Source organism: Streptomyces sp. NPDC001709 (assembly GCF_053596375.1).
Map to the genome: position 1 here is coordinate 224,705 of NZ_JBSFGB010000002.1, position 26,153 is coordinate 250,857.

The 26,153-nt window shown below is 71.7% G+C and carries 23 protein-coding genes; 18 read left to right on the plus strand and 5 right to left on the minus strand.

The genetic code is table 11. The features are described 5' to 3' along the window. Positions 1 to 19 precede the first annotated feature (19 nt). The 8 genes from ACWC0C_RS03915 (at position 20) to ACWC0C_RS03950 (ending at position 10,647) form a co-directional block, all read left to right on the plus strand. Entirely contained in the window at positions 20 to 1,495 is a 1,476-nt protein-coding gene (locus tag ACWC0C_RS03915; protein WP_450861371.1) for a 3' terminal RNA ribose 2'-O-methyltransferase Hen1, read from the plus strand. Continuing rightward, complete coding sequence (locus tag ACWC0C_RS03920) at positions 1,492 to 4,035, plus strand: polynucleotide kinase-phosphatase (protein WP_450861373.1); 2,544 nt, start codon at positions 1,492 to 1,494, stop codon at positions 4,033 to 4,035. Before ACWC0C_RS03915 ends, ACWC0C_RS03920 begins: the two co-directional genes overlap by 4 nt. A 69-nt stretch (positions 4,036 to 4,104) precedes the next feature. Next, positions 4,105 to 4,236, plus strand: coding sequence for a hypothetical protein (locus ACWC0C_RS03925; RefSeq protein ID WP_449194835.1), 132 nt, complete (start codon positions 4,105 to 4,107; stop codon positions 4,234 to 4,236). 2 nt (positions 4,237 to 4,238) lie between these two features. After that, on the plus strand, positions 4,239 to 6,086 hold the full coding sequence (locus tag ACWC0C_RS03930; protein WP_449194834.1) for a RiPP maturation radical SAM C-methyltransferase: 1,848 nt from the start codon (positions 4,239 to 4,241) through the stop codon (positions 6,084 to 6,086). Next, positions 6,083 to 6,613 (plus strand): DUF5825 family protein, encoded by a 531-nt coding sequence (locus tag ACWC0C_RS03935; protein ID WP_450861375.1) that lies wholly within the window; start codon positions 6,083 to 6,085, stop codon positions 6,611 to 6,613. Before ACWC0C_RS03930 ends, ACWC0C_RS03935 begins: the two co-directional genes overlap by 4 nt. 95 nt (positions 6,614 to 6,708) lie before the next feature. Beyond that, positions 6,709 to 7,932 carry an arginine deiminase gene (locus tag ACWC0C_RS03940; RefSeq protein ID WP_450861377.1) on the plus strand — a complete coding sequence of 408 codons (1,224 nt, stop codon included), beginning with the start codon at positions 6,709 to 6,711 and terminating at the stop codon, positions 7,930 to 7,932. A 97-nt stretch (positions 7,933 to 8,029) separates the two neighbouring features. Beyond that, positions 8,030 to 9,058, plus strand: a complete 1,029-nt coding sequence (gene argF / locus ACWC0C_RS03945) for an ornithine carbamoyltransferase (RefSeq protein WP_449194831.1) — start codon at positions 8,030 to 8,032, stop codon at positions 9,056 to 9,058. 140 nt (positions 9,059 to 9,198) lie between these two features. Further along, entirely contained in the window at positions 9,199 to 10,647 is a 1,449-nt protein-coding gene (locus ACWC0C_RS03950; protein ID WP_450861380.1) for an amino acid permease, read from the plus strand. Here the strand turns inward: ACWC0C_RS03950 and ACWC0C_RS03955 are convergent. Then, positions 10,604 to 11,059 (minus strand): ATP-binding protein, encoded by a 456-nt coding sequence (locus ACWC0C_RS03955; RefSeq protein WP_450861381.1) that lies wholly within the window; start codon positions 11,057 to 11,059, stop codon positions 10,604 to 10,606. The two genes, ACWC0C_RS03950 and ACWC0C_RS03955, sit on opposite strands and share 44 nt — an antisense overlap. Positions 11,060 to 11,354: 295 nt before the next feature. On the opposite strand from ACWC0C_RS03955, the gene ACWC0C_RS03960 reads away from it, so the two are divergent. The 3 genes from ACWC0C_RS03960 to ACWC0C_RS03970 are packed head-to-tail and all read left to right on the plus strand — an operon-like array spanning position 11,355 to position 14,987. Continuing rightward, entirely contained in the window at positions 11,355 to 12,182 is an 828-nt protein-coding gene (locus ACWC0C_RS03960) for an enoyl-CoA hydratase family protein (RefSeq protein WP_449194828.1), read from the plus strand. A 6-nt stretch (positions 12,183 to 12,188) separates the two neighbouring features. Continuing rightward, positions 12,189 to 14,456 carry a bifunctional salicylyl-CoA 5-hydroxylase/oxidoreductase gene (locus tag ACWC0C_RS03965; RefSeq protein WP_450861383.1) on the plus strand — a complete coding sequence of 756 codons (2,268 nt, stop codon included), beginning with the start codon at positions 12,189 to 12,191 and terminating at the stop codon, positions 14,454 to 14,456. A 30-nt stretch (positions 14,457 to 14,486) separates the two neighbouring features. Next, positions 14,487 to 14,987, plus strand: coding sequence for a hypothetical protein (locus ACWC0C_RS03970; RefSeq protein ID WP_449194826.1), 501 nt, complete (start codon positions 14,487 to 14,489; stop codon positions 14,985 to 14,987). Positions 14,988 to 14,997: 10 nt separating this feature from the next. Here ACWC0C_RS03970 and ACWC0C_RS03975 read toward each other — a convergent pair whose 3' ends face one another. After that, a complete protein-coding gene (locus tag ACWC0C_RS03975; protein WP_450861385.1) occupies positions 14,998 to 15,810 on the minus strand; it encodes a PaaX family transcriptional regulator in 813 nt (270 codons plus the stop codon). A 15-nt stretch (positions 15,811 to 15,825) separates the two neighbouring features. Beyond that, positions 15,826 to 17,418 (minus strand): AMP-binding protein, encoded by a 1,593-nt coding sequence (locus tag ACWC0C_RS03980; protein WP_450861387.1) that lies wholly within the window; start codon positions 17,416 to 17,418, stop codon positions 15,826 to 15,828. A gap of 317 nt (positions 17,419 to 17,735) precedes the next feature. On the opposite strand from ACWC0C_RS03980, the gene ACWC0C_RS03985 reads away from it, so the two are divergent. Both ACWC0C_RS03985 and ACWC0C_RS03990 read left to right on the plus strand, forming a co-directional pair. Next, the gene (locus tag ACWC0C_RS03985; RefSeq protein ID WP_450861389.1) at positions 17,736 to 18,869 is read left to right on the plus strand and encodes an acyl-CoA dehydrogenase family protein; all 1,134 of its coding nucleotides are present in this window, start codon (positions 17,736 to 17,738) and stop codon (positions 18,867 to 18,869) included. Beyond that, positions 18,866 to 19,264, plus strand: a complete 399-nt coding sequence (locus tag ACWC0C_RS03990; protein WP_450861391.1) for a RidA family protein — start codon at positions 18,866 to 18,868, stop codon at positions 19,262 to 19,264. The genes ACWC0C_RS03985 and ACWC0C_RS03990 overlap by 4 nt, the downstream gene beginning before the upstream one ends. Positions 19,265 to 19,332: 68 nt before the next feature. Here ACWC0C_RS03990 and ACWC0C_RS03995 read toward each other — a convergent pair whose 3' ends face one another. Then, positions 19,333 to 19,527 carry a DUF5999 family protein gene (locus ACWC0C_RS03995; RefSeq protein ID WP_449194821.1) on the minus strand — a complete coding sequence of 65 codons (195 nt, stop codon included), beginning with the start codon at positions 19,525 to 19,527 and terminating at the stop codon, positions 19,333 to 19,335. 234 nt (positions 19,528 to 19,761) lie between these two features. Here ACWC0C_RS03995 and ACWC0C_RS04000 point away from each other — a divergent pair, with 234 nt between their 5' ends. Next, a complete protein-coding gene (locus ACWC0C_RS04000; protein WP_449194820.1) occupies positions 19,762 to 20,187 on the plus strand; it encodes a DUF6299 family protein in 426 nt (141 codons plus the stop codon). A 126-nt stretch (positions 20,188 to 20,313) separates the two neighbouring features. Here the strand turns inward: ACWC0C_RS04000 and ACWC0C_RS04005 are convergent, their stop codons facing one another. After that, the gene (locus tag ACWC0C_RS04005; RefSeq protein ID WP_450861393.1) at positions 20,314 to 21,114 is read right to left on the minus strand and encodes a GntR family transcriptional regulator; all 801 of its coding nucleotides are present in this window, start codon (positions 21,112 to 21,114) and stop codon (positions 20,314 to 20,316) included. Between the two features lie 294 nt (positions 21,115 to 21,408). Between ACWC0C_RS04005 and ACWC0C_RS04010 the strand changes: the two genes are divergently transcribed. The 4 genes from ACWC0C_RS04010 to ACWC0C_RS04025 all read left to right on the plus strand — a co-directional run bounded on the left by ACWC0C_RS04010 (position 21,409) and on the right by ACWC0C_RS04025 (position 26,116). Next, positions 21,409 to 22,689, plus strand: coding sequence for an extracellular solute-binding protein (locus ACWC0C_RS04010; RefSeq protein WP_450861395.1), 1,281 nt, complete (start codon positions 21,409 to 21,411; stop codon positions 22,687 to 22,689). Between the two features lie 81 nt (positions 22,690 to 22,770). After that, complete coding sequence (locus tag ACWC0C_RS04015) at positions 22,771 to 23,769, plus strand: carbohydrate ABC transporter permease (RefSeq protein WP_450861397.1); 999 nt, start codon at positions 22,771 to 22,773, stop codon at positions 23,767 to 23,769. After that, the gene (locus ACWC0C_RS04020; protein ID WP_449194816.1) at positions 23,766 to 24,596 is read left to right on the plus strand and encodes a carbohydrate ABC transporter permease; all 831 of its coding nucleotides are present in this window, start codon (positions 23,766 to 23,768) and stop codon (positions 24,594 to 24,596) included. The genes ACWC0C_RS04015 and ACWC0C_RS04020 overlap by 4 nt, the downstream gene beginning before the upstream one ends. An 8-nt stretch (positions 24,597 to 24,604) precedes the next feature. After that, entirely contained in the window at positions 24,605 to 26,116 is a 1,512-nt protein-coding gene (locus ACWC0C_RS04025) for a glycoside hydrolase family 3 protein (protein ID WP_450861399.1), read from the plus strand. Positions 26,117 to 26,153 lie beyond the last annotated feature (37 nt).

Below are 26,153 nucleotides of genomic sequence, written 5' to 3' on the forward strand. Positions count from 1 at the left end.
TACCGGAAGACTCGGATGTGTGTTCCTGACGATCTCCACGCGCGGCGACGCCGCCCACCCGGCCACCGACCTCGGGTACCTGCTGCACAAGCACCCCGACAAGGCGCAGAAGTTCTCCACGTCCTACGGTACGGCGCACGTCTTCTACCCCGAGGCGGACGAACGGCGCTGCACGGCCGCGCTGCTGCTGGAGATCGACACGCTCGCGCTGGTCCGGCGGGGCAAGGGAAAGGGCCGCGGCGGCGCGCCCGACGCGGCACTCGCCCAGTACGTCAACGACCGCCCGTACGCGGCCTCCTCGCTGCTCGCGGTCGCACTGAGCGGCGTCTTCTCCAGCGCCCTGCGCGGGGTGTGCACCGCCCGCCCCGAGCGTGCCGCCACCCCGCTGCCCCTGCACATCGAGGTGCCCGCCCTGCCCGCCCGCGGCGGCCCGGACCTCGTACGCCGGCTGTTCGAGCCGCTCGGCTGGACGGTGAGCGCCGATCCCGTCCCGCTCGATGCCGAGTTCCCGCAGTGGGGCGACTCGCGGTACGTCCGCCTCGTCCTGGAGGCGGAGACACTGACCCTCGCCGAGGCGCTGCGCCATCTGTACGTCCTGCTGCCGGTCCTCGACGACGCCAAGCACTACTGGGTCTCCTCCGACGAGGTCGACAAGCTGCTGCGGGCCGGCGAGGGCTGGCTGCCCGGCCACCCGGAGCAGAAGCTGATCACCAGCCGGTATCTCTCCCGGCGCTGGTCGCTGACCCGGCAGGCGATGGAACGGCTCGAACTGGTGCGGCTCGCCGAGGCCGACGACAGCGAGGTCGAGGAGATCGACAACGCGGTCCCGGAGGACACCGGGGAGACGGAGGCGGAGGAGAAGCCGACCCCGCTCGCCGCGCAGCGGCGGGAGGCGATCCTCACCGCCCTGCACGGATCCGGTGCCGCCCGGGTGCTCGACCTGGGCTGCGGACAGGGCCAGTTGGTGCAGGCGCTGCTCAAGGACGTCCGGTTCACCGAGATCGTCGGTGTCGACGTGTCCGTGCGGGCGCTCACCATCGCCTCCCGCCGGCTGAAGCTGGACCGCATGGGCGAGCGGCAGGCCTCGCGCGTCAAGCTCTTCCAGGGTTCGCTCGCCTACACCGACAACCGGCTCAAGGGCTATGACGCGGCCGTGCTCAGCGAGGTGATCGAGCACCTCGACCTGCCCCGGCTGCCCGCCCTGGAGTACGCCGTGTTCGGGCACGCCCGCCCGCGCACGGTCCTCGTGACCACCCCGAACGTCGAGTACAACGTCCGCTGGGAGTCCCTGCCCGCAGGACACGTCCGGCACGGCGACCACCGCTTCGAGTGGACCCGCGAGGAGTTCCGCACCTGGGCGCAGGCGGTCGCCGAACGGCACGGGTACGACGTGGAGTTCGTACCCGTCGGGCCGGACGACCCCGAGGTCGGGCCGCCCACCCAGATGGCCGTGTTCCACCGTGACGACACCGAGAAGGAGGCGAAGGCAGCATGACCGAGACGCAGAACAAGGGACGGACGCTCCCCGTCACCGACCTCTCCCTCGTCGTCCTCGTCGGCGCCTCCGGCTCCGGCAAGTCCACGTTCGCGCGCCGGCACTTCAAGCCGACCGAGGTGATCTCCTCGGACTTCTGCCGCGGCCTCGTCTCCGACGACGAGAACGACCAGAGCGCGACCCGGGACGCCTTCGACGTCCTGCACTACATCGCCGGCAAGCGGCTGGCCGCCGGCCGCCGCACCGTCGTCGACGCCACCAGCGTGCAGCAGGACGCCCGGCGCCAGCTGATCGAGCTGGCCAGGAAGCACGACGTGCTGCCCATCGCCATCGTGCTGGACATCCCGGAGGAGGTGTGCGCCGAGCGCAACGCGGCCCGCACCGACCGTGCCGACATGCCCCGCCGGGTCATCCAGCGGCACATCCGCGAACTGCGCCGGTCCCTCAGGCACCTGGAGCGCGAGGGCTTCCGCAAGGTGCACGTCCTGCGCGGCGTCGAGGAGGCCGAGCACGCCACCGTCGTCACCGAGAAGCGCTTCAACGACCTGACCCACCTCACCGGCCCGTTCGACATCATCGGCGACATCCACGGCTGCTCCGCCGAGTTGGAGTCGCTGCTCGCCAAGCTGGGCTACACGGACGGCGTGCACCCCGAGGGCCGTACCGCCGTGTTCGTCGGCGACCTCGTCGACCGCGGCCCGGACACCCCGGGCGTGCTGCGCCGGGTGATGTCGATGGTCGAGTCGGGCGACGCGCTGTGCGTGCCGGGCAACCACGAGAACAAGTACGGCCGTTACCTCAAGGGCCGCAAGGTCCAGCACACCCACGGGCTCGCCGAGACCATCGAGCAGATGGAGGACGAGAGCGAGGAGTTCAAGGCCCGGGTCCGCACGTTCCTCGAAGGACTCGTCAGCCACTACGTCCTCGACGGCGGCAGGCTGGTCGTGTGCCACGCCGGCCTGCCCGAGAAGTACCACGGCCGCACCTCCGGCCGGGTCCGCTCGCACGCCCTGTACGGCGACACCACCGGCGAGACCGACGAGTTCGGGCTGCCGGTGCGCTACCCCTGGGCGGAGGACTACCGGGGCCGCGCGGCGGTGGTCTACGGCCACACCCCGGTCCCGGAGGCGACCTGGCTCAACAACACCATCTGCCTGGACACGGGCGCGGTCTTCGGCGGCAAGCTGACCGCGCTGCGCTGGCCGGAGCGCGAGCTGGTCGACGTGCCGGCCGAGCAGGTCTGGTACGAGCCGGCGCGCCCGCTGCACTCCGAGGCACCCGGTGGCCAGGACGGCCGGCCGCTGGGTCTGGCGGACGTGTACGGCCGCAGGGCCGTGGAGACCCGGCACGCCGGCATGGTGGCGGTCCGTGAGGAGAACGCGGCGGCGGCCCTGGAGGTCATGAGCCGCTTCGCCATCGACCCGCGCCTGCTGCCCTACCTGCCGCCGACCATGGCACCGACGGCGACCTCGCAGGTGGAAGGCTACTTGGAGCACCCGGCCGAGGCGTTCGCGCAGTACGCGGCGGACGGGGTCGAGCGGGTCGTGTGCGAGGAAAAGCACATGGGCTCGCGGGCGGTGGCCCTGGTGTGCCGGGACGCGGCGGCGGCGCGCAAGCGCTTCGGAGTGCAGGGGCCGACGGGCTCCCTCTACACCCGTACCGGCCGGCCGTTCTTCGACGACGAGAAGGTGACCGAGGAGATCCTCAGCCGCCTCCGCGCGGCGGTCACGGACGCCGGTCTGTGGGACGAACTGGCCACGGACTGGCTGCTGCTGGACGCCGAGCTGATGCCCTGGTCGCTGAAGGCCTCGGGCCTGCTGCGCAGCCAGTACGCGGCCGTCGGCGCCGCGTCCGGCGCGGTGTTCCCGGGCACGCTGGCCGCGCTGGAAGCCGCCTCGGCCAGGGGCGTCGACCTCACCGGCCTGCTGGACCGGCAGCGCGAACGCGCCGCCGACGCGACCGCGTTCACCACGGCCTACCGCCGCTACTGCTGGACCACGGACGGCCTGGACGGCGTACGCCTGGCCCCCTTCCAGCTGCTGGCCGTCCAGGGCCGCAGCCTCGCCGCGCTGCCGCACGACGAGCAACTGGCCCTGATCGACCGGCTGGTGGAGCACGACGGCACCGGACTGCTGCAGACCACCCGGCGGCTGTACGTCGACACCGGCGAGGCGGAGTCGGTGCGCGCGGGAGTCGACTGGTGGCTGGAGATGACCGGCCGCGGCGGCGAGGGCATGGTCGTCAAGCCGGTCGGCGCGCTGGTCCGCAACCGGGACGGCCGGCTGGTGCAGCCCGGCATCAAGTGCCGCGGCCGTGAGTACCTGCGGATCATCTACGGTCCCGAGTACACCCGCCCGGACAACCTGGCCAGGCTCCGCCGGCGCTTCCTGAACCACAAGCGCTCGCTCGCCCTGCGCGAGTACGCCCTGGGCCTGGAGGCCCTGGACCGGCTCGCCGACGGTGAACCGCTGTGGCGGGTGCACGAGGCGGTGTTCGGGGTACTGGCCCTGGAGTCGGAGCCGGTGGACCCGCGGCTGTAGGCGCGATCCGGCCATCCGTCACAGAACACCCTTGTGTCGCACACACACCTGTCCATATGGTGGACGGCCGTGCGGCACAGGGGTGTTCGTGCGTCGGAAGGGGAGCGGCGGGCAATGGAGATCAAGAAGGTCGTGGTGCGCGAGGAGCAGCAGAGCACCGGGCGGCGGCCGGCGATCCTGGAGAAGCGGCCGACCCGCTGAGCATGCGCGTTCACCTGGTCACGATGCCCTGGCATCCGCTCGACCTTCCGTCCCTGCAACTCGGCCTGCTGAACCGGCTGGTCCGGCGGGCCCGCCCCGAGGCGGAGGTGACGGAGTTCCACGGGTCGCTGCGCTGGGCGGAGTTCCTGCTGGCGGAGTCCGGGGGGCGGCTGCGGCCGGGTGACTATGTCTCGGTCGGCAGCGATGCCATCTTCCACGGCCTCGGCGACTGGGTCTTCTCCGGTGTCCTGTACGACGATCCGGGCTGGGGTCTGGCCCGGCTGCGGGACTACGCCGCCGACCGGGACGTCCTCATCGACACGGCCGTCGCCATGCGGCCGTACGCCGCCGCCTTCGTCGCCGCCTGTGCCGACGAGGTACTGGCGGCCGGGCCGGACGTCGTCGGGTTCACCACCACCTTCATGCAGAACGTCGCCTCTCTCGCGCTCGCCCGCGAACTCAAGCGAAGACGCCCGGAATCGACGGTCGTCTTCGGCGGCAGCAACTGCGACGGGCCGATGGGGCACGCCCTGCACCGCAACCACCCCTTCGTCGACCACGTCGTCCGCGGCGAGGCCGAGCACGCCTTCCCGGCCCTGTTACGACACCTGGCCGAGGGCACCGACCCCGTGGACGTGCCGGACCTGTGCTGGTGGGACGGCCCGGTGTCCCGCGCCAACCCCGCGACCCGGCGGACCGTGGCCCCCGCCGACATCCCCTCGCCCGACTACGACCAGTGGCAGGCCGCGCTGGACGCCTCCCCGGTCCGCGAGTACGTCCATCCGAAGCTCGTCGTGGAGGGCGCCCGCGGCTGCTGGTGGGGCGAGAAGCACCACTGCACCTTCTGCGGGCTCAACGGCTCCGCCATGACCTTCCGGGCCAAACCCGGGGAGCGGCTGTGGGCGGAGATCGACCGGCTGGTGCGCCGGCACCGCATCCTCGACATCGTCACCGTCGACAACATCATCGACATGGCCTACTTCCGCGACTTCCTGCCCCGCGTGGCCGACAGCGGCTGGGACCTGCGGCTGCACTACGAGGTCAAGTCCAACCTCACCCCGGCACAGCTGCGGCTCCTCGGCGAGTCCGGCACCGTGCACATCCAGCCCGGCATCGAGAGCCTGGGCAGCCGGGTGCTGGACCTGATGGACAAGGGCGTCACCGGCGCCCGTAACGTCCGCACCCTGCGCGAGTGCGAGAACCACGCGCTGACCTGCTCCTGGAACCTCCTCTACGGCTTCCCCGGCGAGACGGCCGAGGACTACACGCCGGTGCTCGACCAGCTCCCCGCGCTGGTCCACCTCCAGCCGCCGAGCGGCGCCCACCGCATCCAGCTGGAACGGTTCAGCCCGCACTTCACCGACCCGGACCTCGGCTTCGGCAAGCGCCGCCCGGCCCGGATGTACCAGCACGTCTACGAGCTGCCCGAGGACGAACTCGCCGATCTCGTCTATCTGTTCGACACCGAGGACGCCGGGATCGCGGGCACGGTCGAGCGGCGCCTGCAGGACGCCGTCGCCGCGTGGCGGGCCGGGCACGCGCACTCACGGCTGCTGTTCGAGGAGGACGGCGAGGGGCTGCTGGTGCACGACCGGCGGCACGGCCGGCCGGCGGCCACCCACCGGTTCACCGGCTGGCACGCCGAGGCCCTGCGCCGCCTGGAGGACGGCCGGACCGTACCGGCGCTGCACCGGCTGCTGACCGCGGACGGTACCGGGCCGAGCGTGGACGCCGTGACGGAGTGGATCCAACAGGCCCTCGAACTCGGTCTGTTGTTCCGTGACGGAGCCACCTGGGTGTCCCTGCCGACCTGGGGCGAGCCGGTCCGACTGCCCGAGGGTGCCGTATGAGCCCGCTGTCCGCCACCGTGCCGTACCGGCTCACCGGGCGGCGGGTCGAGGCGGCCGAGCCGCTGGACCTGAGCGGGGCGGGCCGTGGGACGGCGGAGGCGGTGGGGTTCCTGCGCGAGGCCCAGAGCCACGGCCTGCGGGTGACCTGGCGGGCCACGGGCAGCCCGTCGTACGACACCGCTGCCCTGCGCCATCTGCCGCCTCCCATCGAACTCCCGGGTGAGGGGGCGGAGTTGGCGGCCTGGCGGGCCGGACACAGGCACGGCACCCTCTACCACCGCCGCGGGCCCGGGTTCGTGACGGTCCTGGACCGCAGGGTGCGGGGCACGGCCGTACGGCTCACCCTCGACCACCCCGAACTCCTCGCCGCCTTCCTCCGGCTCCAGGAACCCGCGCCGCTCGACGCGACCGACCGGGAGGCCGTGGACCTCCTCGTCGCCGAGCGGCTGGTGCTGGCCACCGGAGGCTGGGCCGTGGCCCTGCCCCCGCGCATCCGCCGCTGGCCGGTCCCCTGCACCGCGATCTGATGAGCCTCTCGTTCTCGTCAGTGTGACGAAAGCAGGAAGGGTCGGAAACGGTCAACAGGGGCGTGAAGACGGGCGGCTACGGCCAGGATGGATGCATGGCATACCACGTCGACTCCGAGGCCGGGCGACTGCGCCGGGTGATCCTGCACCGGCCCGACCTGGAGCTCAAAAGGCTCACCCCCAGCAACAAGGACGCCCTCCTCTTCGATGACGTGCTGTGGGTGCGCCGGGCGCGCGCCGAGCACGACGGGTTCGCCGACGTCCTGTGCGACCGCGGCGTCGAGGTCCACCTCTTCGGCGACCTGCTCGCGGAGGCGCTGGAGATCCCGGCCGCGCGGGCGCTCGTCCTGGACCGGGTCTTCGACGAGAAGGAGTACGGCCCGCTCGCCACCGACCACCTCCGGGCCGCCTTCGAGTCCCTGCCCGCGCGCGAGCTGACCGAGGCCCTGGTCGGCGGGATGACCAAGCGGGAGTTCCTGCAGGCGCACGAGGAGCCGATCTCCGTGCGCTTCCACGCGATGGACCTCGACGACTTCCTCCTCGACCCGCTACCCAACCACCTCTTCACTCGCGACACCTCCGCCTGGATCTACGACGGTGTCTCCATCAACGCCATGCGCTGGCCTGCGCGGCAGCGCGAGACCGTCCACTTCGAGGCGATCTACCGGCACCACCCGCTCTTTTGCGGCGAGGCCTTTCACCTCTGGTCCGAGGGGCAGGTCGACTACCCGTCCACCATCGAGGGCGGGGACGTCCTGGTCATCGGCAACGGCGCCGTGCTCATCGGCATGAGTGAGCGCACCACCCCGCAGGCCGTGGAGATGCTCGCGCACAAGCTGTTCGCCGCCGGGTCGGCGCGCACGATCGTCGCGCTCGACATGCCCAAGAAGCGCGCCCTCATGCACCTCGACACCGTGATGACCATGGTCGACGGTGATGTCTTCACGCAGTACGCCGGCCTCGGCATGCTCCGCTCCTACACCATCGAGCCGGGCGCCGCCGAGAAGGAGCTGAAGGTCACCGACCATCCGCCGGAGCACATGCACCGGGCGATCGCCGCCGCCCTCGGGCTGAGCGAGATCCGCGTCCTGACCGCCACCCAGGACGTGCACGCCGCCGAACGCGAGCAGTGGGACGACGGCTGCAACGTGCTCGCCGTCGAGCCCGGCGTCGTCGTCGCCTACGAGCGCAACTCGACCACCAACACGCATCTGCGCAAGCAGGGCATCGAGGTCATCGAGATCCCGGGCAGCGAGCTGGGCCGGGGCCGGGGCGGGCCCCGGTGCATGAGCTGCCCGGTCGAGCGGGATCCGGTATGACGAGTGTGACCGAGCGGACTCGGGGAGGCTGTATATAAATGCCATCAGTCGTATAGAGTTCCAGTACCCCCTGTTTCCGTATCCCTGGAGCGCCCCCATGGCGACAGTCCCGACCGCCCTCGCCGGCCGCCACTTCCTCAAGGAGCTGGACTTCACCGACGAGGAGTTCCGCGGCCTGGTCGAGCTGGCGGCCGAGCTGAAGGCCGCCAAGAAGGCGGGGGCCGAGACGCAGTACCTGCGCGGCAAGAACATCGCGCTCGTCTTCGAGAAGACCTCGACGCGCACCCGCTGCGCGTTCGAGGTCGCCGCCGCGGACCAGGGCGCCCACACGACCTACCTCGACCCGGCCGGCTCGCAGATCGGGCACAAGGAGTCCGTGAAGGACACCGCCCGGGTCCTCGGCCGGATGTTCGACGCCATCGAGTACCGCGGACACGGCCAGGGCGTCGTCGAGGAGCTGGCCGCGCACGCCGGCGTCCCCGTCTACAACGGCCTCACCGACGAGTGGCACCCCACCCAGATGCTCGCCGACGTGCTCACCATGACCGAGCACACCGACAAGCCGCTGGCCCAGGTCGCCTACGCCTACCTCGGTGACGCCCGGTACAACATGGGCAACTCCTACCTCGTCACCGGCGCCCTGCTCGGCATGGACGTCCGGATCGTCGCGCCCCGGCTGCTGTGGCCGGACGAGACGATCATCCAGGTGGCCCGGCAGCTCGCCGGCGCCTCCGGTGCCCGGATCACGCTCACCGACGACGTGAAGGAGGGCGTGCGCGGCGCCGACTTCATCGCCACCGACGTGTGGGTGTCGATGGGCGAGCCCAAGGAGGTCTGGGACGAGCGCATCGCGCTGCTCGGTCCGTACGCCGTGACCATGGACGTGCTGCGCGCCACCGGCAACCCGGACGTGAAGTTCCTGCACTGCCTGCCCGCATTCCACGACCTCGGCACCGCCGTCGGCCGCGAGATCCACGAGCGGCACGGACTGACCGAGCTGGAGGTCACCGACGAGGTGTTCGAGTCCGAGCACTCCGTCGTCTTCGACGAGGCGGAGAACCGGATGCACACGATCAAGGCGGTCCTCGTCGCCACCCTGGCGGGTGCGTCACACAGCGTTGCCTGACCGGCCCCACCAGGCCTTATCCTGACCGGCGGCCCGGAACCACCCCACCCGGTGCCGCCGCCGCGACCCCACCCGGTCGCCGCACCACCAGGACGACCCAAGACGGTCGCCCGCACCACCGAGAAACGAGCACCACCCGCATGCCCGCTCCCCGCATCAAGTCCCCGCACCTGCTGGTCGCCGAATCCGGCGCCGACCGCGAGGGACACGGCCTGAAGCGCACGATGGGCCTCTTCCAGCTCATCTGCTTCGGCGTCGGCGCCATCGTCGGCACCGGCATCTTCGTCGGCCTCTCCGACTCCGTCGCCCAGGCCGGTCCGGCCGTCGTCGTGTCGTTCATCCTCGCCGCGATCACCTGCGTCTTCACCGCCTTCTCCTTCGCGGAGCTGGGCGGCGCGATCCCGGTCTCCGGCTCCTCGTACTCCTTCGCCTACGCCAGCCTCGGCGAGTCCACCGCCTTCCTGGTCGGCTGGTGCCTGCTGCTGGAGTACGGCATCTCCATCTCGGCCGTCGCCGTCGGCTGGAGCCAGTACGTCAACGAGCTGCTGCACAGCCTCACCGGCGTCCAGCTCCCGGCTGCGCTGTCGGCGGGGCCGGGCGACGGTGGGATCATCAACCTCCCCGCCGTGATCGTCATCGCCATGGCCTCGGTGCTGCTGGTGCGCGGGGTGCGCGAGAGCGCCCGGGCGACGGCCGCCATGGCCGCCGTGAAGCTGGTCATCCTGCTGGCCTTCTGCGCCATCGGCTACAGCGCCTTCAAGCACGGCAACCTCACCCCGTTCTCCCCGGCCGGCCTCGGCGGCATCGGCGCGGGCACCACCGCCGCGTTCTTCTCCTACATCGGCTTCGACGCCATCACCACGGCTGGCGAGGAGGCGAAGAACCCGCGCCGGGACATCCCGGTCGCGATCATGGTCTGCATGGGCCTGGTGACCCTGCTGTACTGCGCGGTCGCGGTCGCCGCGATCGGCGCCATCGGCGGCAAGCAGGTCGCCGGGCGCCCCGCCGCGCTGTCGTACGTCGTCAACGAGGTCACCGGCTCGGCCGTCGGCGGGGGAGTGATCGCCTTCGGCGCGGTCGTCGCCATCGCCTCGGTCGTCCTCGCGGTGATGTACGGCCAGACCCGCATCCTGATGTCGATGTCCCGGGACGGCCTGATCCCGCGCGTCTTCGAGAAGGTGAACCCGAAGACCTCCACCCCGGTGGCCGGCACCCTGATCGTCGCCGTCGTCTTCGCCGTCCCGGCGGCCTTCGCCTCCCTCGACGCCGTGATGAACCTGTGCACCATCGGCACGCTCGCCATCATGGCCGTCGTCAACATCGTGGTGATCGCCCTGCGCCGCCGCGAACCGGGCCTCACCCGCAGCTTCCGGGTGCCGCTCTACCCCGTGGGCCCGCTGCTCGGCGTCGCCTTCTGCCTGTACCTGATGTACGAGACCGGCTGGCAGACCTGGCTGCAGTTCGCCGTGTTCCTCGCGGTGGGCCTGCTGATCTACGCCGGCTACGGCCGCCGGCACTCCACGCTGGCCACGGCGGCCCCCGAGGTCACGCCGAGCGCCGCCGCTGAGCGGGAACCGCAGGCAGTCTGAACCACACCGCCTTGCCCGACGGGGTGGGGCGGTGCCCGCAGGACGAGCTGAGGGTGCGGATCAGCAGCAGCCCGCGCCCGCCCTCCTGCCAGACGTCGGGCTCCTCGATCACCGGCCGGGTCAGATGGCCGGGCGGCGCCGGGTCCGCGTCGTGCACCTCGACCTGGCAGCCACCCGGCAACAGCTCCACCACCAGCTCTATCGGCCCGCGCCCCGCGGTGTGCTCCACCGCGTTGGCCACCAGCTCCGCCGTGAGCAGTTCCGCGGTGTCGCTGTCGGCCGGGTGCTCCACCTCGGCGAGGGCCGTACGCACCAGGGCACGCGCCACGGGCACCGCCGCGGCGGTGTGGGGCAGCGCGATGCGCCAGGAGGCCGATTCGGCGGGGCGTTCGTGCAAGGCGAGTCCGTTCATGGAGCAGGCTGTCCTGCTTTCGACTGAAGGAATGGTACGGGCCCCGGCCACAGCGGCCGTCGACGGGCTTCGCCCGGGACGTTCGCCCCGGTACCGGGCGGCTTACCCCGGTGAACGGCCCGCCTCGCACGTCCGCGCCCACTGTTACGGCGCTGTCGAGGACCGGTGACGCACGTGACCGGACCCGGCCAATCGGCGGCCGTGTGTCGCGTACTCGTGACGACGGTCACAAACAAGTGATAACTTCATGGGGCAGCGCAACGTACGGCACCGCCGCCCAAGGAGGCCGCACGTCATGAGTCCCTTCACCGGCTCCGCCGCCCGCACCTTCGACTGGGAGCATCTGCGGGTCCAGCTCGCCGACGGGGTCGCCACCGTCACCCTCACCCGCCCCGAGAAACTCAACGCGCTCACCTTCGGCGCCTACGCCGACCTGCGCGATCTGCTGGCCGAGCTGTCCCGGGAGCGCGCCGTACGCGCCCTGGTGCTGGCCGGCGAGGGGCGGGGCTTCTGCTCCGGCGGCGACGTCGACGAGATCATCGGCGCCACCCTCGCCATGGACACCGCCCAGCTGCTCGACTTCAACCGGATGACCGGCCAGGTCGTACGGGCGATCCGCGAGTGTCCGTTCCCCGTGATCGCAGCCGTCCACGGAGTGGCGGCCGGCGCCGGAGCGGTTCTGGCGCTGGCGGCCGACTTCCGCGTGGCGGACCCCACCGCCCGCTTCGCCTTCCTCTTCACCCGCGTCGGCCTGTCCGGCGGCGACATGGGCGCCGCCTACCTGCTGCCCCGGGTCGTCGGCCTCGGCCACGCCACCCGCCTGCTCATGCTGGGCGAACCGGTCCGGGCCCCCGAGGCCGAACGCATCGGCCTGATCAGCGAACTGACGGACGAGGGCCGGGCCGACGAGGCCGCTCATGCGCTGGCCCGCCGCCTGGCCGGCGGCCCGGCACTGGCGCACGCCCAGACGAAGGCCCTGCTCACGGCCGAGCTGGACATGCCCCTGGCGGCCTCGATCGAACTGGACGCCTCGACCCAGGCCCTGCTGATGAACGGCGAGGACTACGCCGAGTTCCACGCGGCCTTCACGGAGAAGCGCCCGCCGAAATGGCGGGGGAGGTGAGCCTTCATGCGCGTGGCGATCATCGGCGGAGGCCCCGGTGGCCTGTACGCGGCGGCGTTGCTCAAGCGGCTCGATCCCGCCCGTGAGGTCACCGTCTGGGAGCGCAACGCCCCGGACGTCACCTTCGGCTTCGGAGTCGTCCTCTCCGACGAGACCCTCGGCGGCATCGAACACGCCGATCCCGTCGTCTACGAGGCGCTGCGGCAGCACTTCGTCCGCTGGGACGACATCGACATCGTCCACCGGGGTGTCACGCACCGCTCGGGCGGCCACGGATTCGCCGCCCTCGGCCGGCGCCGCCTCCTGGAGGTCCTGCACGAGCGCTGCCGCTCCCTCGGCGTGACCATCCACTTCCGCACCGAGGCCCCGCACCCGGACACGCTCTCCCGGGACCACGACCTCGTCATCGCCGCCGACGGTGTGCGCAGCACCACCCGGGAGACCTACGCCCATGTGTTCCGCCCCCAGCTGACCGAACACCGCTGCCGCTACATCTGGCTCGCTGCCGACTTCGCCTTCGACGCCTTCCGCTTCGAGATCGCCGAGACCGAACACGGCGTCATGCAACTGCACGGCTACCCGTACGCGGCCGACGCCTCCACGGTGATCGTCGAGATGCGCGAGGAGGTCTGGAAAGCGGCGGGATTCGACGACGCCACCCCGGCGGAATCCATCGAACGCTGCGCCAAGATCTTCGCCGAAGCCCTCCGCGGCCGCCCCCTGCACTCCAACAACTCCACGTGGACGACCTTCCGTACGGTGGTCGACGACCGCTGGTCGCACGGCAACGTCGTCCTCCTCGGCGACGCCGCGCACACCGTCCACTTCTCCATCGGCTCCGGCACCAAACTCGCCGTCGAGGACGCCCTCGCCCTCGCCGCCTGCCTCCGGGAACAGCCCGACGTACCCAGCGCGTTGGCGGCCTACGAGGAGGAGCGCAAGCCGGTCGTCGCCTCCACCCAGCGGGCCGCCCGGGCCAGCCTCGAATGGTTCGAGGATCTCCCCCTCCACCTCGGTCAGCGGCCCCGCCAGTTCGCCTTCAACCTGCTCACCCGCAGCCGCCGCGTCACGCACGACAACCTCCGGCTGCGCGACGCCCACTTCACCGAGGCGGTCGAGCGCGAGTTCGGCTGTCCGGCCGGCACACCGCCGATGTTCACCCCGTTCCGGCTGCGCGGTCTGACCCTGCGCAACCGGGTCGTGGTGTCACCCATGGACATGTACTCCGCCACCGACGGCGTACCCGGCGACTTCCACCTCGTCCACCTCGGCGCCCGCGCCCTCGGCGGGGCCGGTCTGGTCATGACCGAGATGGTGTGCGTGAGCGAGGAGGGCCGCATCACGCCGGGCTGTGCCGGGCTCTACACCGGCCGGCAGGCCGAGGCGTGGCGGCGCGTCACCGACTTCGTGCACGGCCAGGCGCCCGGCACCGCGATCGGCGTCCAGCTCGGCCACTCCGGCCGCAAGGGCTCCACGAAGCTGATGTGGGAGGGCATGGACGAGCCGCTGCCCCACGGCAACTGGCCCCTCGCCGCCGCCTCCCCGCTGCCGTACAAGCCGGGCAGCCAGATCCCGCGCCAGCTCTCCCGGGCTCAGCTCACCGACATCCGCGAGCAGTTCACGGCCGCCGCCTGGCGGGCCGCCCGGGCCGGGTTCGACCTGCTGGAGCTGCACTGCGCCCACGGCTATCTGCTCTCCGGCTTCCTCTCCCCACTCACCAACCGGCGCACCGACGCCTACGGCGGCTCGCCGGAGCGCCGGCTGAGGTTCCCGCTGGAGGTCTTCGACGCCGTACGCGCGGTGTGGCCGGCCGAGCGGCCCATGACGGTCCGCATCTCGGCCACGGACTGGGCGGAGGGCGGTACGACCGCCGAGGACGCGGTCGGGATCGCCCGCGCCTTCGCCGCGCACGGGGCCGACGCGATCGACGTCTCCACCGGGCAGGTCGTGGCCGAGGAACGGCCGGAGTTCGGGCGGTCGTACCAGACGCCGTTCGCCGACCGGATCCGGCACGAGGTGGGCGTCCCGGTGATCGCCGTCGGCGCGATCTCGTCCTGGGACGACGTCAACTCGCTGCTCCTGGCCGGGCGTACGGACCTGTGCGCGCTGGGCCGCCCGCACCTGTACGACCCGCACTGGACCCTGCACGCGGCGGCCGAGCAGGGGTACGAGGGGCCGGGTGTCGTCTGGCCGGTGCCCTACCGGGCGGGCAGCCGGCGCCCGCAGACCGGGCGCACGGACGCCCCGAAGCCGCGGCTGTCGCTCGGCGGCTGAGATGTCAGTGCCGTCTGCTGTACTCGGCATGTGAGCGTGATTTTCGAGTACTTCTGGGTTGCCGACCGGGATGCGGCGGTGGAGTGGGCGATAGGGCCGGGCGGGGACTGGCTCGCCGAGCGGCCGGGCGACGGGGCGGGTGTGGACCGGTTCGACGTGAAGAGCGTCGACGCCCACGTGGTGCTGGGCCAGTTGGTCGCGTTCGCCGAGGGCAGGCCGTTCGACAGCGGAACCGGACCGCTGCTGGTGTGGCCGGACCCGGACGGGGTGCCGCGCCCCCATGAGAGGCATCCCCTGGTCGGGACCGCCTGGGACACCGGGCTGATCCTCGAGGAGATACCGGAGAGCTGGCGGGACACGCTCGCCGGGGTCGTGGAGGACGCCGTGCCGATGCTCGCGCTCCAGTGGTGCGACATCGCGGAGATGCGCTGGGACTACGAGGAAGCGGCGGAATGCACGCGCACGTTCGTCGCTCTGGCCCGCCGCGCCAGGGCGGCCGGGGCTCAGCTGTACTGCAGGTTCTGCGCCTGACCCGGCTGCCTCACACCCCCACGAAGCGTGCCCCGGCGTCCCGCAGCTTCCTGTGCAGCCCCTGGAACACCTCCGCCGAGCGCACGCCCGGCCAGCCCCTGGGGAGCAGGTGGGTGGGCAGGCCCGGGTCGGTGTAGGGCAGGTGGCGCCAGGAGTCGAGGGCGAGGAGATAGTCCCGGTAGGCCTCGTCGGGCGGGGTGCCCGGCCGGTGCTCCCAGGCGCGCAGCACCGGGGCGTGCGCGTCCAGGAAGCGCTCGTGCTCCTTGGCGATCGCGGCCAGGTCCCACCAGCGGGCGACCGCCTCGGCCGTCGGTGCGAAGCCCAGGTGCTCCCCGCGGAAGAAATCGACGTACGGATCCAGGTGCAGCCGGCGCAGGGTGTGCTCCGTCTCCTCGTACAGCCGGGCCGGGGCGATCCACACACCCGGTGCCGCCGTGCCGAAGCCCAGGCTCGCCAGCCGGGAGCGCAGCACATGCCGCTTCTGCCGCTCCGACTCGGGCACGGAGAACACCGCGAGCAGCCAGCCCGCGTCCGCCACGGGTGTGGTCGCGTAGATGCGCCGGTCGCCGTCCTCCATCAACTGGCGCGCCTCCGGCGAGAGTTCGTAGCCCGCTGCGCCCTGCTCCGTGCGGGCCGGCAGCAGCAGGCCGCGGCGTTTGAGCCGGGACACCGAGGAACGGACGGAGGGCGCGTCCACGCCGACCGCGGCCAGGAGCCGGATCAGCTCGGCGACGGGCACCGGGCCGGGCATGAAGCGACCGTACGCGCCGTAGAGCGTGACGATGAGGGACCTGGGGGCGTGCTGCTCGGACACGTTGATCATTTTAGGTCGTCGGCGTCACTGCCGGTCACCTTCGGTGCGCAGGCGGAACCGCTGGAGTTTGCCGGTGGCGGTGCGGGGGAGGGCGTCGAGGAAGACGAACTCGCGGGGGCATTTGTAGGGCGCGAGTTCGGACTTGAGGAAGGCGCGCAGGGCCTCCGGGTCGCGCGGGGCGCCGTCGCGCAGCACGGCGTAGGCGACCACCACCTGTCCGCGGGCCTCGTCCGGGCGGCCGACGACCGCCGTCTCCACCACGTCCGGGTGGCGCAGCAGCGCGTCCTCCACCTCCGGTCCGGCGATGTTGTACCCGGCGGAGATGATCATGTCGTCGGCGCGGGCCACATAGCGGAAGTAGCCGTCGGGCTCGCGGACGTAGGTGTCGCCGGTGATGTTCCAGCCGCCGCGCACGTACTGCCGTTGCCGCGGGTCGGCGAGATAGCGGCAGCCCACCGGACCGCGCACGGCGAGCAGACCGGGCTCGCCGTCGGGCACCGGCGTGCCGTGCGCGTCCTGCACCCGCGCCTGCCAGCCCGGTACCGGAACGCCCGTGGTGCCCGGCCGGATGTGCTCGTCGGCTGCGGAGACGAAGATGTGCAGCAGCTCGGTCGCGCCGATGCCGTTGATGACGCGCAGTCCGGTGCGCTCGTGCCAGGCCCGCCAGGTGGCCGCGGGCAGGTTCTCGCCGGCCGACACACAGCGCCGTAGCGACGAGACGTCGTGGCCGTCGAGCTGCTCCAGCATGGCGCGGTAGGCGGTCGGGGCGGTGAACAGGACCGAGACACGGTGGCCGGCGATCGCGGGGAGCAGCTGGCGGGGGCCGGCCTGTTCCAGGAGCAGGGAGCTGGCGCCGGCCCGCATCGGGAAGATCACCAGGCCGCCCAGGCCGAAGGTGAAGCCGAGCGGGGGAGAGCCGGTGAAGACGTCGTCCGCGCGGGGGCGCAGCACATGCCGCGAGAAGGTGTCCGCGATCGCCAGCACGTCCCGGTGGACGTGCATGCACCCCTTCGGACGGCCCGTGGTGCCCGAGGTGAACGCGATCAGGGCCACGTCGTCGGCCGCGGTGTCGACCGCCGGGTACGGCGTGCCGGGGCCGGGGCGGTGCAGGAGGTCGTCCGGGCCGTCACCGCCGTACGTCGTGATCCGCAGCCCGGGTACGTCGGCCTTCGCCAGGTCCTCCACCGACCGGATGTCGCACAGCGCGTGCCGCACCAGGGCGATCTCGCACATGGTGGCCAGCTCCTGCGCGCGCTGCTGGGCGAGCACGGTGACCGCGATCGCGCCCGCCTTCAGCACGGCCAGCCAGCAGGCGGCGAGCCAGGGTGTGGTTGGGCCGCGCAGCAGCACCCGGTTGCCCGGGACCACGCCCAGGTCGCCGGTGAGTATGTGCGCGATCCGGTCGACGCGCGCACGCAGTTCGCCGTACGTCCAGGTGGGCCCGTCCGGGGTGTGGAAGACCGGCCGGTCCGGGTCGGCGTGCGCCAGGAGTTCGGCGGCACAGTTCAGCCGGTCGGGGTAGTGCAGCTCCGGGAGGTCGAACCGCAGCTCGGGCCATTCCTCCGGCGGCGGCAGATGATCGCGCGCGAAGCTGTCGACATGGGCCGAGCGATGCATGGCGGTTCGCCCCCTTGCCGTGACAAACGTCGAGACGGGCGTCGTGGTGGGCACCGGCGTCCTGGCGGGCTCGCGATTCGAGCGTATCGTGTTGGTGACGGCAGTCAAGCTTGCGCGATAACGTCGGTAGGAGTGGAGTCGGGAGCGGGCCAAAGGGGATGCCCGGGCGATGACGACTGGGCAGAGCCGTGATGGCGAGTGGGGGCGGGGCTGTGGTGGTCTCGTCCCGGATGACAGTGGGGCGGAGCCGCGGTGGTTCCGGCCCGGACCGCGAACGGGAAGGGTCAGGGTGGCCCGGACCGGAGGGAGGACCGGCAGTGCCCGCATTCTCGCTCGAACCGCAACAGACCGCCTGGTGTGCCGAGTTGCGCGCGATGGCCGCCGAACGGCTGCGGCCGCTCGCCGACAAGGGTGAGCCGGGGCACGTCAACCGGCCGCTCCTCGCCGAGCTCGGCCGACTCGGGCTGCCGGCGCGGCTGTTCGGCTCCGGGGCGCTGGAGCTGTGCCTGATGCGGGAGTCGCTCGCCCAGGCCTGTACCAAGGCCGAGACCGCCCTCGCCCTGCAAGGCCTGGGCGCCCACCCGGTGCACGCCCACGGCAGCCCCGCCCAGCGCGAGCGCTGGCTGCCCCGGGTCGCCGACGGCAGCGCGGTCGCCGCCTTCGCGCTGAGCGAGCCGGGGGCCGGTTCGGACGCGGCCGCGCTGTCCCTCGCGGCCGAGCCCGACGGGAGCGGCGGCTGGCGGCTCACCGGCGCCAAGTGCTGGATCTCCAACGCCCCCGAGGCCGACTTCTACACCGTCTTCGCCCGCACCACACCCGGCGCCGGCGCCCGGGGCGTGACCGCCTTCCTCGTCCCCGCCGACCGGCCCGGCCTGACCGGCAGCGCACTGGAGATGCTCTCGCCGCACCCCATCGGTGCCCTGGACTTCGACGCCGTACCGGTCACCGCCGCCGACGTGCTCGGCGAGCCGGACCGCGGCTTCGCCGTCGCCATGGGCACCCTCAACCTCTTCCGCCCCAGCGTCGGCGCCTTCGCCGTCGGCATGGCCCAGGCCGCGCTCGACGCGACGGTCCGGCACACCCGTCACAGGGAGGCCTTCAACGGCACGCTGCGGGACCTTCAGGCCGTCTCCCACCAGGTCGCCGAGATGGCCCTGCGCACCGAGGCGGCCCGGCTGATGGTGTACGCGGCGGCCACGGCGTACGACCGGGGCGCCGCCGACGTGCCCGGGCGTGCCGCGATGGCCAAGCTGCTGGCCACCGAGACCGCGCAGTACGTCGTCGACACCGCCGTCCAGCTGCACGGCGCCCGCGCCCTGCGCCGCGGCCACCTCCTCGAACACCTCTACCGCGAGGTGCGCGCCCCGCGCATCTACGAGGGCGCGAGCGAGGTCCAACGGGGCATCATCGCCAAGGAGTTGTACGCCACGGCGGACAAGGAGGACCGGTGACCACCGAGCGCGTCAACCCGCCCGGGCTGTCCCCGCCCACGGGCTTCTCGCACGCCGTCGTCGCCTCCGGCTCCCGCGTGGTGTTCCTCGCGGGCCAGACCGCCCTCGACGCCGACGGCAAGGTCACCGGCGACACGCTGCCCGAGCAGTTCGAGCGCGCCCTCGGCAACCTCCTCGCGGCCCTGCGCGCGGCCGGCGGCACCCCCGCCGACCTGGCCCGCGTCACCGTCTACGCCACGGACGTCGCCGCGTACCGCGCCCACGCCGGACAACTGGGCCGGATCTGGCGGGACTTGGCGGGCCGGGACTATCCGGCAATGGCCGTCGTCCAGGTCGTACGGCTGTGGGACGAGCAGGCGCTGGTGGAGCTGGACGGCTTCGCGGTGCTGCCGTAGCCGGCCGTGTCGCCGGAGCCTGCCGGCCGTATTGCCGTAGCCGGCGGAGTGAGCCGTGGCGCAGCCGTTCAGGCTGCGACGGCCGGCCGCTCCGCCGGGACCCGGCACGGCGGGACCACGCTGCCGTCCGGGTGCAGTTCGCCGCTGTCGTCGAAGACGATCGAGCCGTCGCACAGCAAGGTCCAGCCCTGCTCGGGGTGGGCGGCCACCGGGTGCCGCCGGCCGGGACCGGACGCGGGGCACGAGGACCGGTTGGAGCACATGGCGCACCTCCACATCGGGGTGTGAGGGGCCGGCGGATGCGGCCGCCGCCCGTCATGCATAGACCATGCTCTCCTCGTGAACGTCCCGGAACCGTGTGCCGTGAAGCGTGACAACACCCGGACAACTCCCGGACGGTTCCATGACGCGCCACCGTTGGAGTGACGATCACACCCGGCGGCGCGACCGCCCGGTACCAGTGGAACCCACGACCCCACGGAACCGGGAGGTATCCCATGCCCGTACGCCCCGCCCTCGCCACGGCCCTCGCGGCCGCCGCCCTGCTGTGTGCCGCCGTCGGCCCGGCCGTCGCCGACCAGTCCGAGACCGTGACCGTCGATCCGAACGGCCGTATCGACGAGGACGGCACCATCACCCTCTCCGGCACCTACCGCTGCAGCTCCGCCACCGGCCTCGCCTTCGTCAGCTCCTCGATCAGCCAGGGCGACCGCAACGTCGTGTACCCCATCGGCGGCACCACCGCCCAGTGCGACGGCGCCGAGCACCGGTGGGAGAACTCCGGCACGATCTCGCAGAAGACCCTCAAGGCCGGCAAGGCCCACGTACAGGCCACGGTCACGGAACTGCGCGCCGGTGGACTCCTGCTGCTGCCGGCCTTTCACGCCGTCGAGGAGCAGGACGTCAAGCTCACCAAGGAGTGACGCAGCCCGCCGCGCCGAGCGACCCGGCACACCCTCCGGTGCCGGGCAGCCCGGCACCGGAGGAGGAGGGTTCCGTACCGGTTCCGGCGGGCCGGCCGCGGCCGAGCGGCGGCACCGGCCGGGAGTTCAGGCGCGGTCCGGTCCGTCCAGGTCCGGAGGAGTCCCGCCCCGCCGGACCACCGGGGCGCCCACCACCGGGGTGCCCGGCCGGCGCAGGGCGGCCACGAACTTGTAGCGCGAACCCCGGTAGACCGAGCGCACCCACTCCACCGGTGTGCCCTCCGCGTCCCGTGAGTGCCGGGACAGCAGCAGCATCGGCAGCCCCACGTCGGTGGCGAGCAGCTGTGCCTCGCGCGGGGTCGACAGCGAGGTCTCGATGGTCTCGTCGGCCTCCGCGAGATGGACGCCGTACACCTCGGCGAGCGCCGTGTACAGCGACGGATAGGTGGCCAGGGACGAGCGCAGGCCGGGAAAGCGGCGCGCGGACAGGTGGGTCGTCTCGATCGCCATGGGATCGCCGCTGGCCAGCCGCAGCCGCTCGATGCGCAGCACCCGTTCGCCGATCCGGATGCCGAGCAGGCCCGCGAGCCGCTCGTCGGCCGGCACCTCCCCGATGTCCAGCACCTGCGAGGCGGGCGTGAGGCCCTGTGCCCGCATGTCCTCGGTGTGCGAGGTGAGCTGGAGCGTGCGGTACAGCTTGGGCTGGGCGACGAAGGTGCCCTTGCCCTGGATCCGGTCGAGCCGGCCCTCGCCCACGAGTTCCGTGAGCGCCTGCCGGACGGTGGTCCGGGAGGTGTCGAACCGGACGGCGAGCAGCCGCTCGGCCGGCATGGCCGAGCCGGGCTGCAGCTCCTCGGCCATGGCGAGCAGTCGCTGTTTGATCCGGTAGTACTTCGGCACGCGCGCGCTGCTGACGTCGGTGGTCATGCCTGCCTTCCCGGCTGTATGAGGTGACCTCCCGTTATAGCGACCCGTCACCCATTGGTCTAGTCCAACTCGCCAAGCCCGGAAAAAAGAGGACGGATGCCCTCCGGTGACGTTCTCGTAACGGCCGGAATCGGCTTCCAGGGCCACCCTTGACACTCCGAAAGGTCTAGGCCAAGCTCCACCGTACTGGTCTACACCATTAGTGGCCAGGTCCCGAGCCCTACGTGCAACAGCGTCGTACGCAGGTCACCGCCGAGGGCGTGGGGGGTTAGTGGCATCCCTGAGGAGGGTGGCGTGAAGCGCAAGCTCGCTGCCGCGATCGTGATCGCGGGCATGATGGTCTCCGTTGCGGCGTGTGGCGGAAACGACGGCAAGGACAGCGGCAAGGACGCGGGACCGGACAGCTGGAAGGGCCAGACGCTGACGGTCTGGACCATGGACGGCTCCGCGCCGCCGCAGTGGAGCAAGGACGTCCAGGCCGCCTTCGAGAAGAAGACCGGCGCCAAGCTGAAGTTCGAGACCCAGAAGTGGGACGGGATCCAGCAGAAGATCACCACCGCCCTCTCCGAGGACAACCCGCCGGACGTCCTGGAGGTCGGCAACACCCAGACCCCCGCCTACGCGGCCACCGGCGGCCTCGCCGACCTCGCCGACGTCAAGAAGGAGATCGGCGCCGACTGGACGCCGTCGGTCTCCCAGTCCTCCGTGTACGAGGGCAAGCAGTACGCCGCCCCCTGGTACTTCGCCAACCGTGTCGTCATCTACAACAAGGCCATCTGGGCCAAGGCCGGCATCAAGTCCGCCCCGAAGACCCGCGACGAGTTCTTCAAGGACCTGGACACCATCGGCAAGAAGACCGACGCCGAGCCCCTCTACCTGCCCGGCCAGAACTGGTACTTCCTCGACGGCCTGATCATCGGCCAGGGCGGCGACCTGGTGAAGAAGCAGGGCGACAAGTACGTCTCCAACCTCGCCGACCCGAAGGTCGCCGCCGCCATGGAGACCTACAAGAAGTACGCCTCCTACTCCAAGGCCCCCAAGGACAAGGACGAGGCCACCCCGCAGCAGGCCCAGGTCTTCGCCAAGGGCAAGACCGGCGCGTTCATCGGCATGGGCTGGGAGGCCGCCACCGCCATCCAGGCCAACAAGTCCATCGAGAAGGACCTCGGCTACTTCACCATCCCGGGCGCCACCGCCGACAAGCCCGAGGGTGTCTTCCTCGGCGGCTCCAACCTGGCCGTCGCCCAGAACAGCAAGAAGCAGTCGCTGGCCAAGGAGTTCCTGAAGATCGCCCTGTCCGACCAGTACGAGGGCGAACTGGCCAAGCTCAGCGGCATCGTCCCGAACAAGATGTCCCTGGAGAGCAACGTCAAGGGCAACCCCGCCGCCGAGGCCGCCGCGCCCGCCGCCGCGGGCGGTGGCACCACCCCGCTGATCCCCGCGTGGGCCGCGGTGGAGAACACCCCGAACCCGATCAAGTCCTACATGACCTCCGTGCTCAACGGTAAGTCCCCGGCGGACGCAGCCAAGGACGTCGAGGGCGAGATCAACAAGCGGCTGGCCCAGCAGAACTGATGACCCGCCGGGGGCGCCCGTCGTGCGCCCCCGGCCCGGTCGTCCGTACGGCCGGTTCGGCCATGGAAGAGATGGCAACTCATGTCAGTGCAGACCCAAGGCACGGACACGGCCGGGGAGCCCGCTGTCCGCAAGGCCCGGATACCAGGGCCGCCGCGGGGTGCGGATGGTGACTCCGGGTCCCCCTCCCGCCGCGGTGCCGCCGCCCCCTACCTGCTCCTGCTGCCCGCGCTGCTGGCCACCGTGGTCCTGCTCGGCTGGCCCCTGGTCAAGAACGGCATGCTGTCGTTCCAGAACCTCAACCCGCGGCAGCTCATCCAGCACCTCACCGAGTGGAACGGCGTCGAGAACTACCGGCAGGTGCTGTCCGAGCCGGAGTTCTGGCACGTCGTCGAGCGCACGGTCTTCTTCACCGCCGCCAACGTCGTGCTCATCATGGTGCTCGGTGCCCTGATCGGGCTGCTGCTGGCCCGGCTCGGCAAGCGGATGCGGCTGCTGCTCATGGTGGGCCTCGTCCTGGCCTGGGCGATGCCCTACGTCGCCGCCACCACCGTCTACCAGTGGCTGTTCGCCCAGCGCTTCGGCGTCGTCAACTGGGTCCTGGACAAGCTCGGCTGGCACTCCATGGCCGACTACAACTGGCTGGGCAGCCAGTTCTCCACGTTCTCGGTGGTCGTCCTGCTGATCGTGTGGCAGTCCGTCCCCTTCGTGGCGATCAACCTGTACGCCGCCACCACCACGATCCCCAAGGAGCTGTACGAGGCCGCGTCCCTGGACGGCGCCGGCGCCTGGCAGAGCTTCACCTCGGTGACCCTGCCGTTCCTGCGGCCCTTCCTGTACGCCACGACCTTCCTCGAGGTCATCTGGGTCTTCAAGGCGTTCACGCAGATCTTCGCGATCAACCAGGGCGGCCCGGACCGCCTCACCGAGACCCTGCCGATCTACGCCTACGTCGAGGGCGTCGGCAACCAGCACTTCGGAGTCGGCGCGGCGATCTCCTTCCTGACCATCCTGGTGCTGCTCGTCATCACCTCGTACTACCTGCGCATGGTGCTCAAGCAAGAGGAGGACGAGCTGTGAAGCGCTCGCTCTTCGGCCGTATCTGGCCCAACGCGACCGCCGTCATCCTCTTCGCCGGCTTCGTGTTCCCCGTCTACTGGATGTTCGCCACGGCCTTCAAGCCGACCGGCGACATCATCGCCGAGAACCCGGTGTGGTTCCCGACGAACGTCACCCTCGGCCACTTCAAGAAGGCGATCCACGCCGACCACTTCTGGACCCTGGTCGCCAACTCCGTCACCGTCACGGTCCTGTCGGTCGTCTTCTCGCTGGTCATCGCCCTGCTCGCCGCCTTCGCGCTCGCCCGGATGCGGTTCAGGGGCCGGCGCGGGCTCATCGTGACGTTCATGCTGGCGCAGATGGCCCCCTGGGAGGTCATGATCATCGCCATCTACATGATCGTCCGCGACAACGACATGCTGGACAGCCTGGTCCCGCTCACCGTCTTCTACACGATGATGGTGCTGCCGCTGACCGTCCTGACGCTGCGCGGCTATGTGGCCGCCGTACCCAAGGACCTGGAGGAGGCGGCCATGGTCGACGGCTGCACCCGCTTCCAGGCCTTCGTCCGGGTCATCTTCCCGCTGCTGGCCCCCGGCCTCATGGCCACCTCGCTGTTCGGGTTCATCACCGCCTGGAACGAGTTCCCCCTCGTCCTGATCCTCAACAAGGACATCGAGAAGCAGACGCTGCCGCTGTGGCTCTCGCAGTTCCAGACCGCCTTCGGCGACGACTGGGGCGCCACGATGGCCGCCTCGTCCCTGTTCGCGCTGCCCATCCTGATCCTCTTCATCTTCCTGCAACGCAAGGCTGTCAGCGGTCTGACCGACGGCGCCGTGAAGGGATGACCCGGCCGATGACCACATTCGCCACCACTGGGTCCGACAGCGGCTCCGCCGCGGGCGACACCCTCACCCGGGACGCCCTCGCGGTCCTCCAGCCGGGGTTCGACGGCACCACCGCGCCCGACTGGGTGCGCCGCCGCCTCGGCGAGGGCCTCGCCTCCGTCGCCCTGTTCGGCCGCAACGTCGTCACCGAGGAGCAAGTCACCGCGCTCACCGCGCAGTTGAGGTCGGAGCGGGACGACCTGCTCGTCGCCATCGACGAGGAGAGCGGCGATGTCACCCGCCTCGACGTGCGCACTGGCTCCTCCTTCCCCGGCAACCACGCCCTCGGCGCCGTCGACGACCCCGGCCTCACCCGGGCCGTCTCCCGCGAGCTGGGCCGGCGCCTGGCCTCCTGCGGCGTCAACTTCGACTGGGCGCCGTCCGCGGACGTCAACGCCAACCCCGACAACCCGGTCATCGGCGTGCGCTCCTTCGGCGCGAGCACCGACCTGGTCGCCCGGCACACCGCCGCCTGGGTCGAGGGCCTGCAGTCCACCGGCGTCGCCGCCTGCACCAAGCACTTCCCGGGCCACGGCGACACCAACGTCGACTCCCACCACGCCGTACCCCGCATCGACGTCGACGCCGCCACCCTCCACGAGCGCGAACTGCCCCCGTTCCGCGCGGCCATCGCCGCAGGCACCCGGGCCATCATGAGCGCGCACATCCTCGTCCCCGCCCTCGACCCCGACCGGCCGGGCACCCTCTCCCGCCGCATCCTCACCGAGCTGCTGCGCGAGGAACTCGGCTACCAGGGCCTGATCGTCACCGACGGCATGGAGATGCGCGCGATCTCCGGCACCTACGGCCTGGAGCACGGCGTGGTCCTCGCGATCGCGGCCGGCGCCGACGCCATCTGTGTCGGCGGCGGACTGTGCGACGAGGACACCGTGCTGAACCTCAGGGACGCGCTCGTGGCCGCCGTACGCTCCGGCGAACTGCCCGAGGAACGGCTAGCCGACGCCGCCGCCCGGGTGCGCGACCTGGCCGGGTGGACGGTCCGGGCCGCGAGCGGCGCGGCGAACACCGAGCCGAACCCCGAGATCGGCCTGGTCGCGGCCCGCCGCGCGCTGCGCGTGACCCGCGCCGGCGCCGCCGCAGCGCTGAACGCACCTGTGTACGTCGCCCAGTTCGAACCGGCCCGCAACATCGCCGTCGGCGACCAGACCCCCTGGGGTGTGGCCGCCGAGCTGCAGCGGCTGCTGCCCGGCACCGACTCCGGCTCCTTCACCGGTGAGGGTGCCGGCTCGGAGGCCCTGGTGGCGGCCGACGGCCGCCGCATCGTCGCCGTGGTCCGCGACGAACACCGGCACGAGTGGATGCGCTCCGCCCTCGACACCCTGCTCGCCGCCCGCCCCGACACCGTCGTCGTGGAGATGGGCCTGCCGCAGGCCGCCCCGCGCGGTGCCCTGCACATCGCCACCTATGGCGCCGCCCGGGTCTGCGGTGTGGCGGCGGCGGAGGCCGTCGTCGCGGGCTGACCCCACGGGAACACGGGCCGCCCGCCGGAGCGGGCGG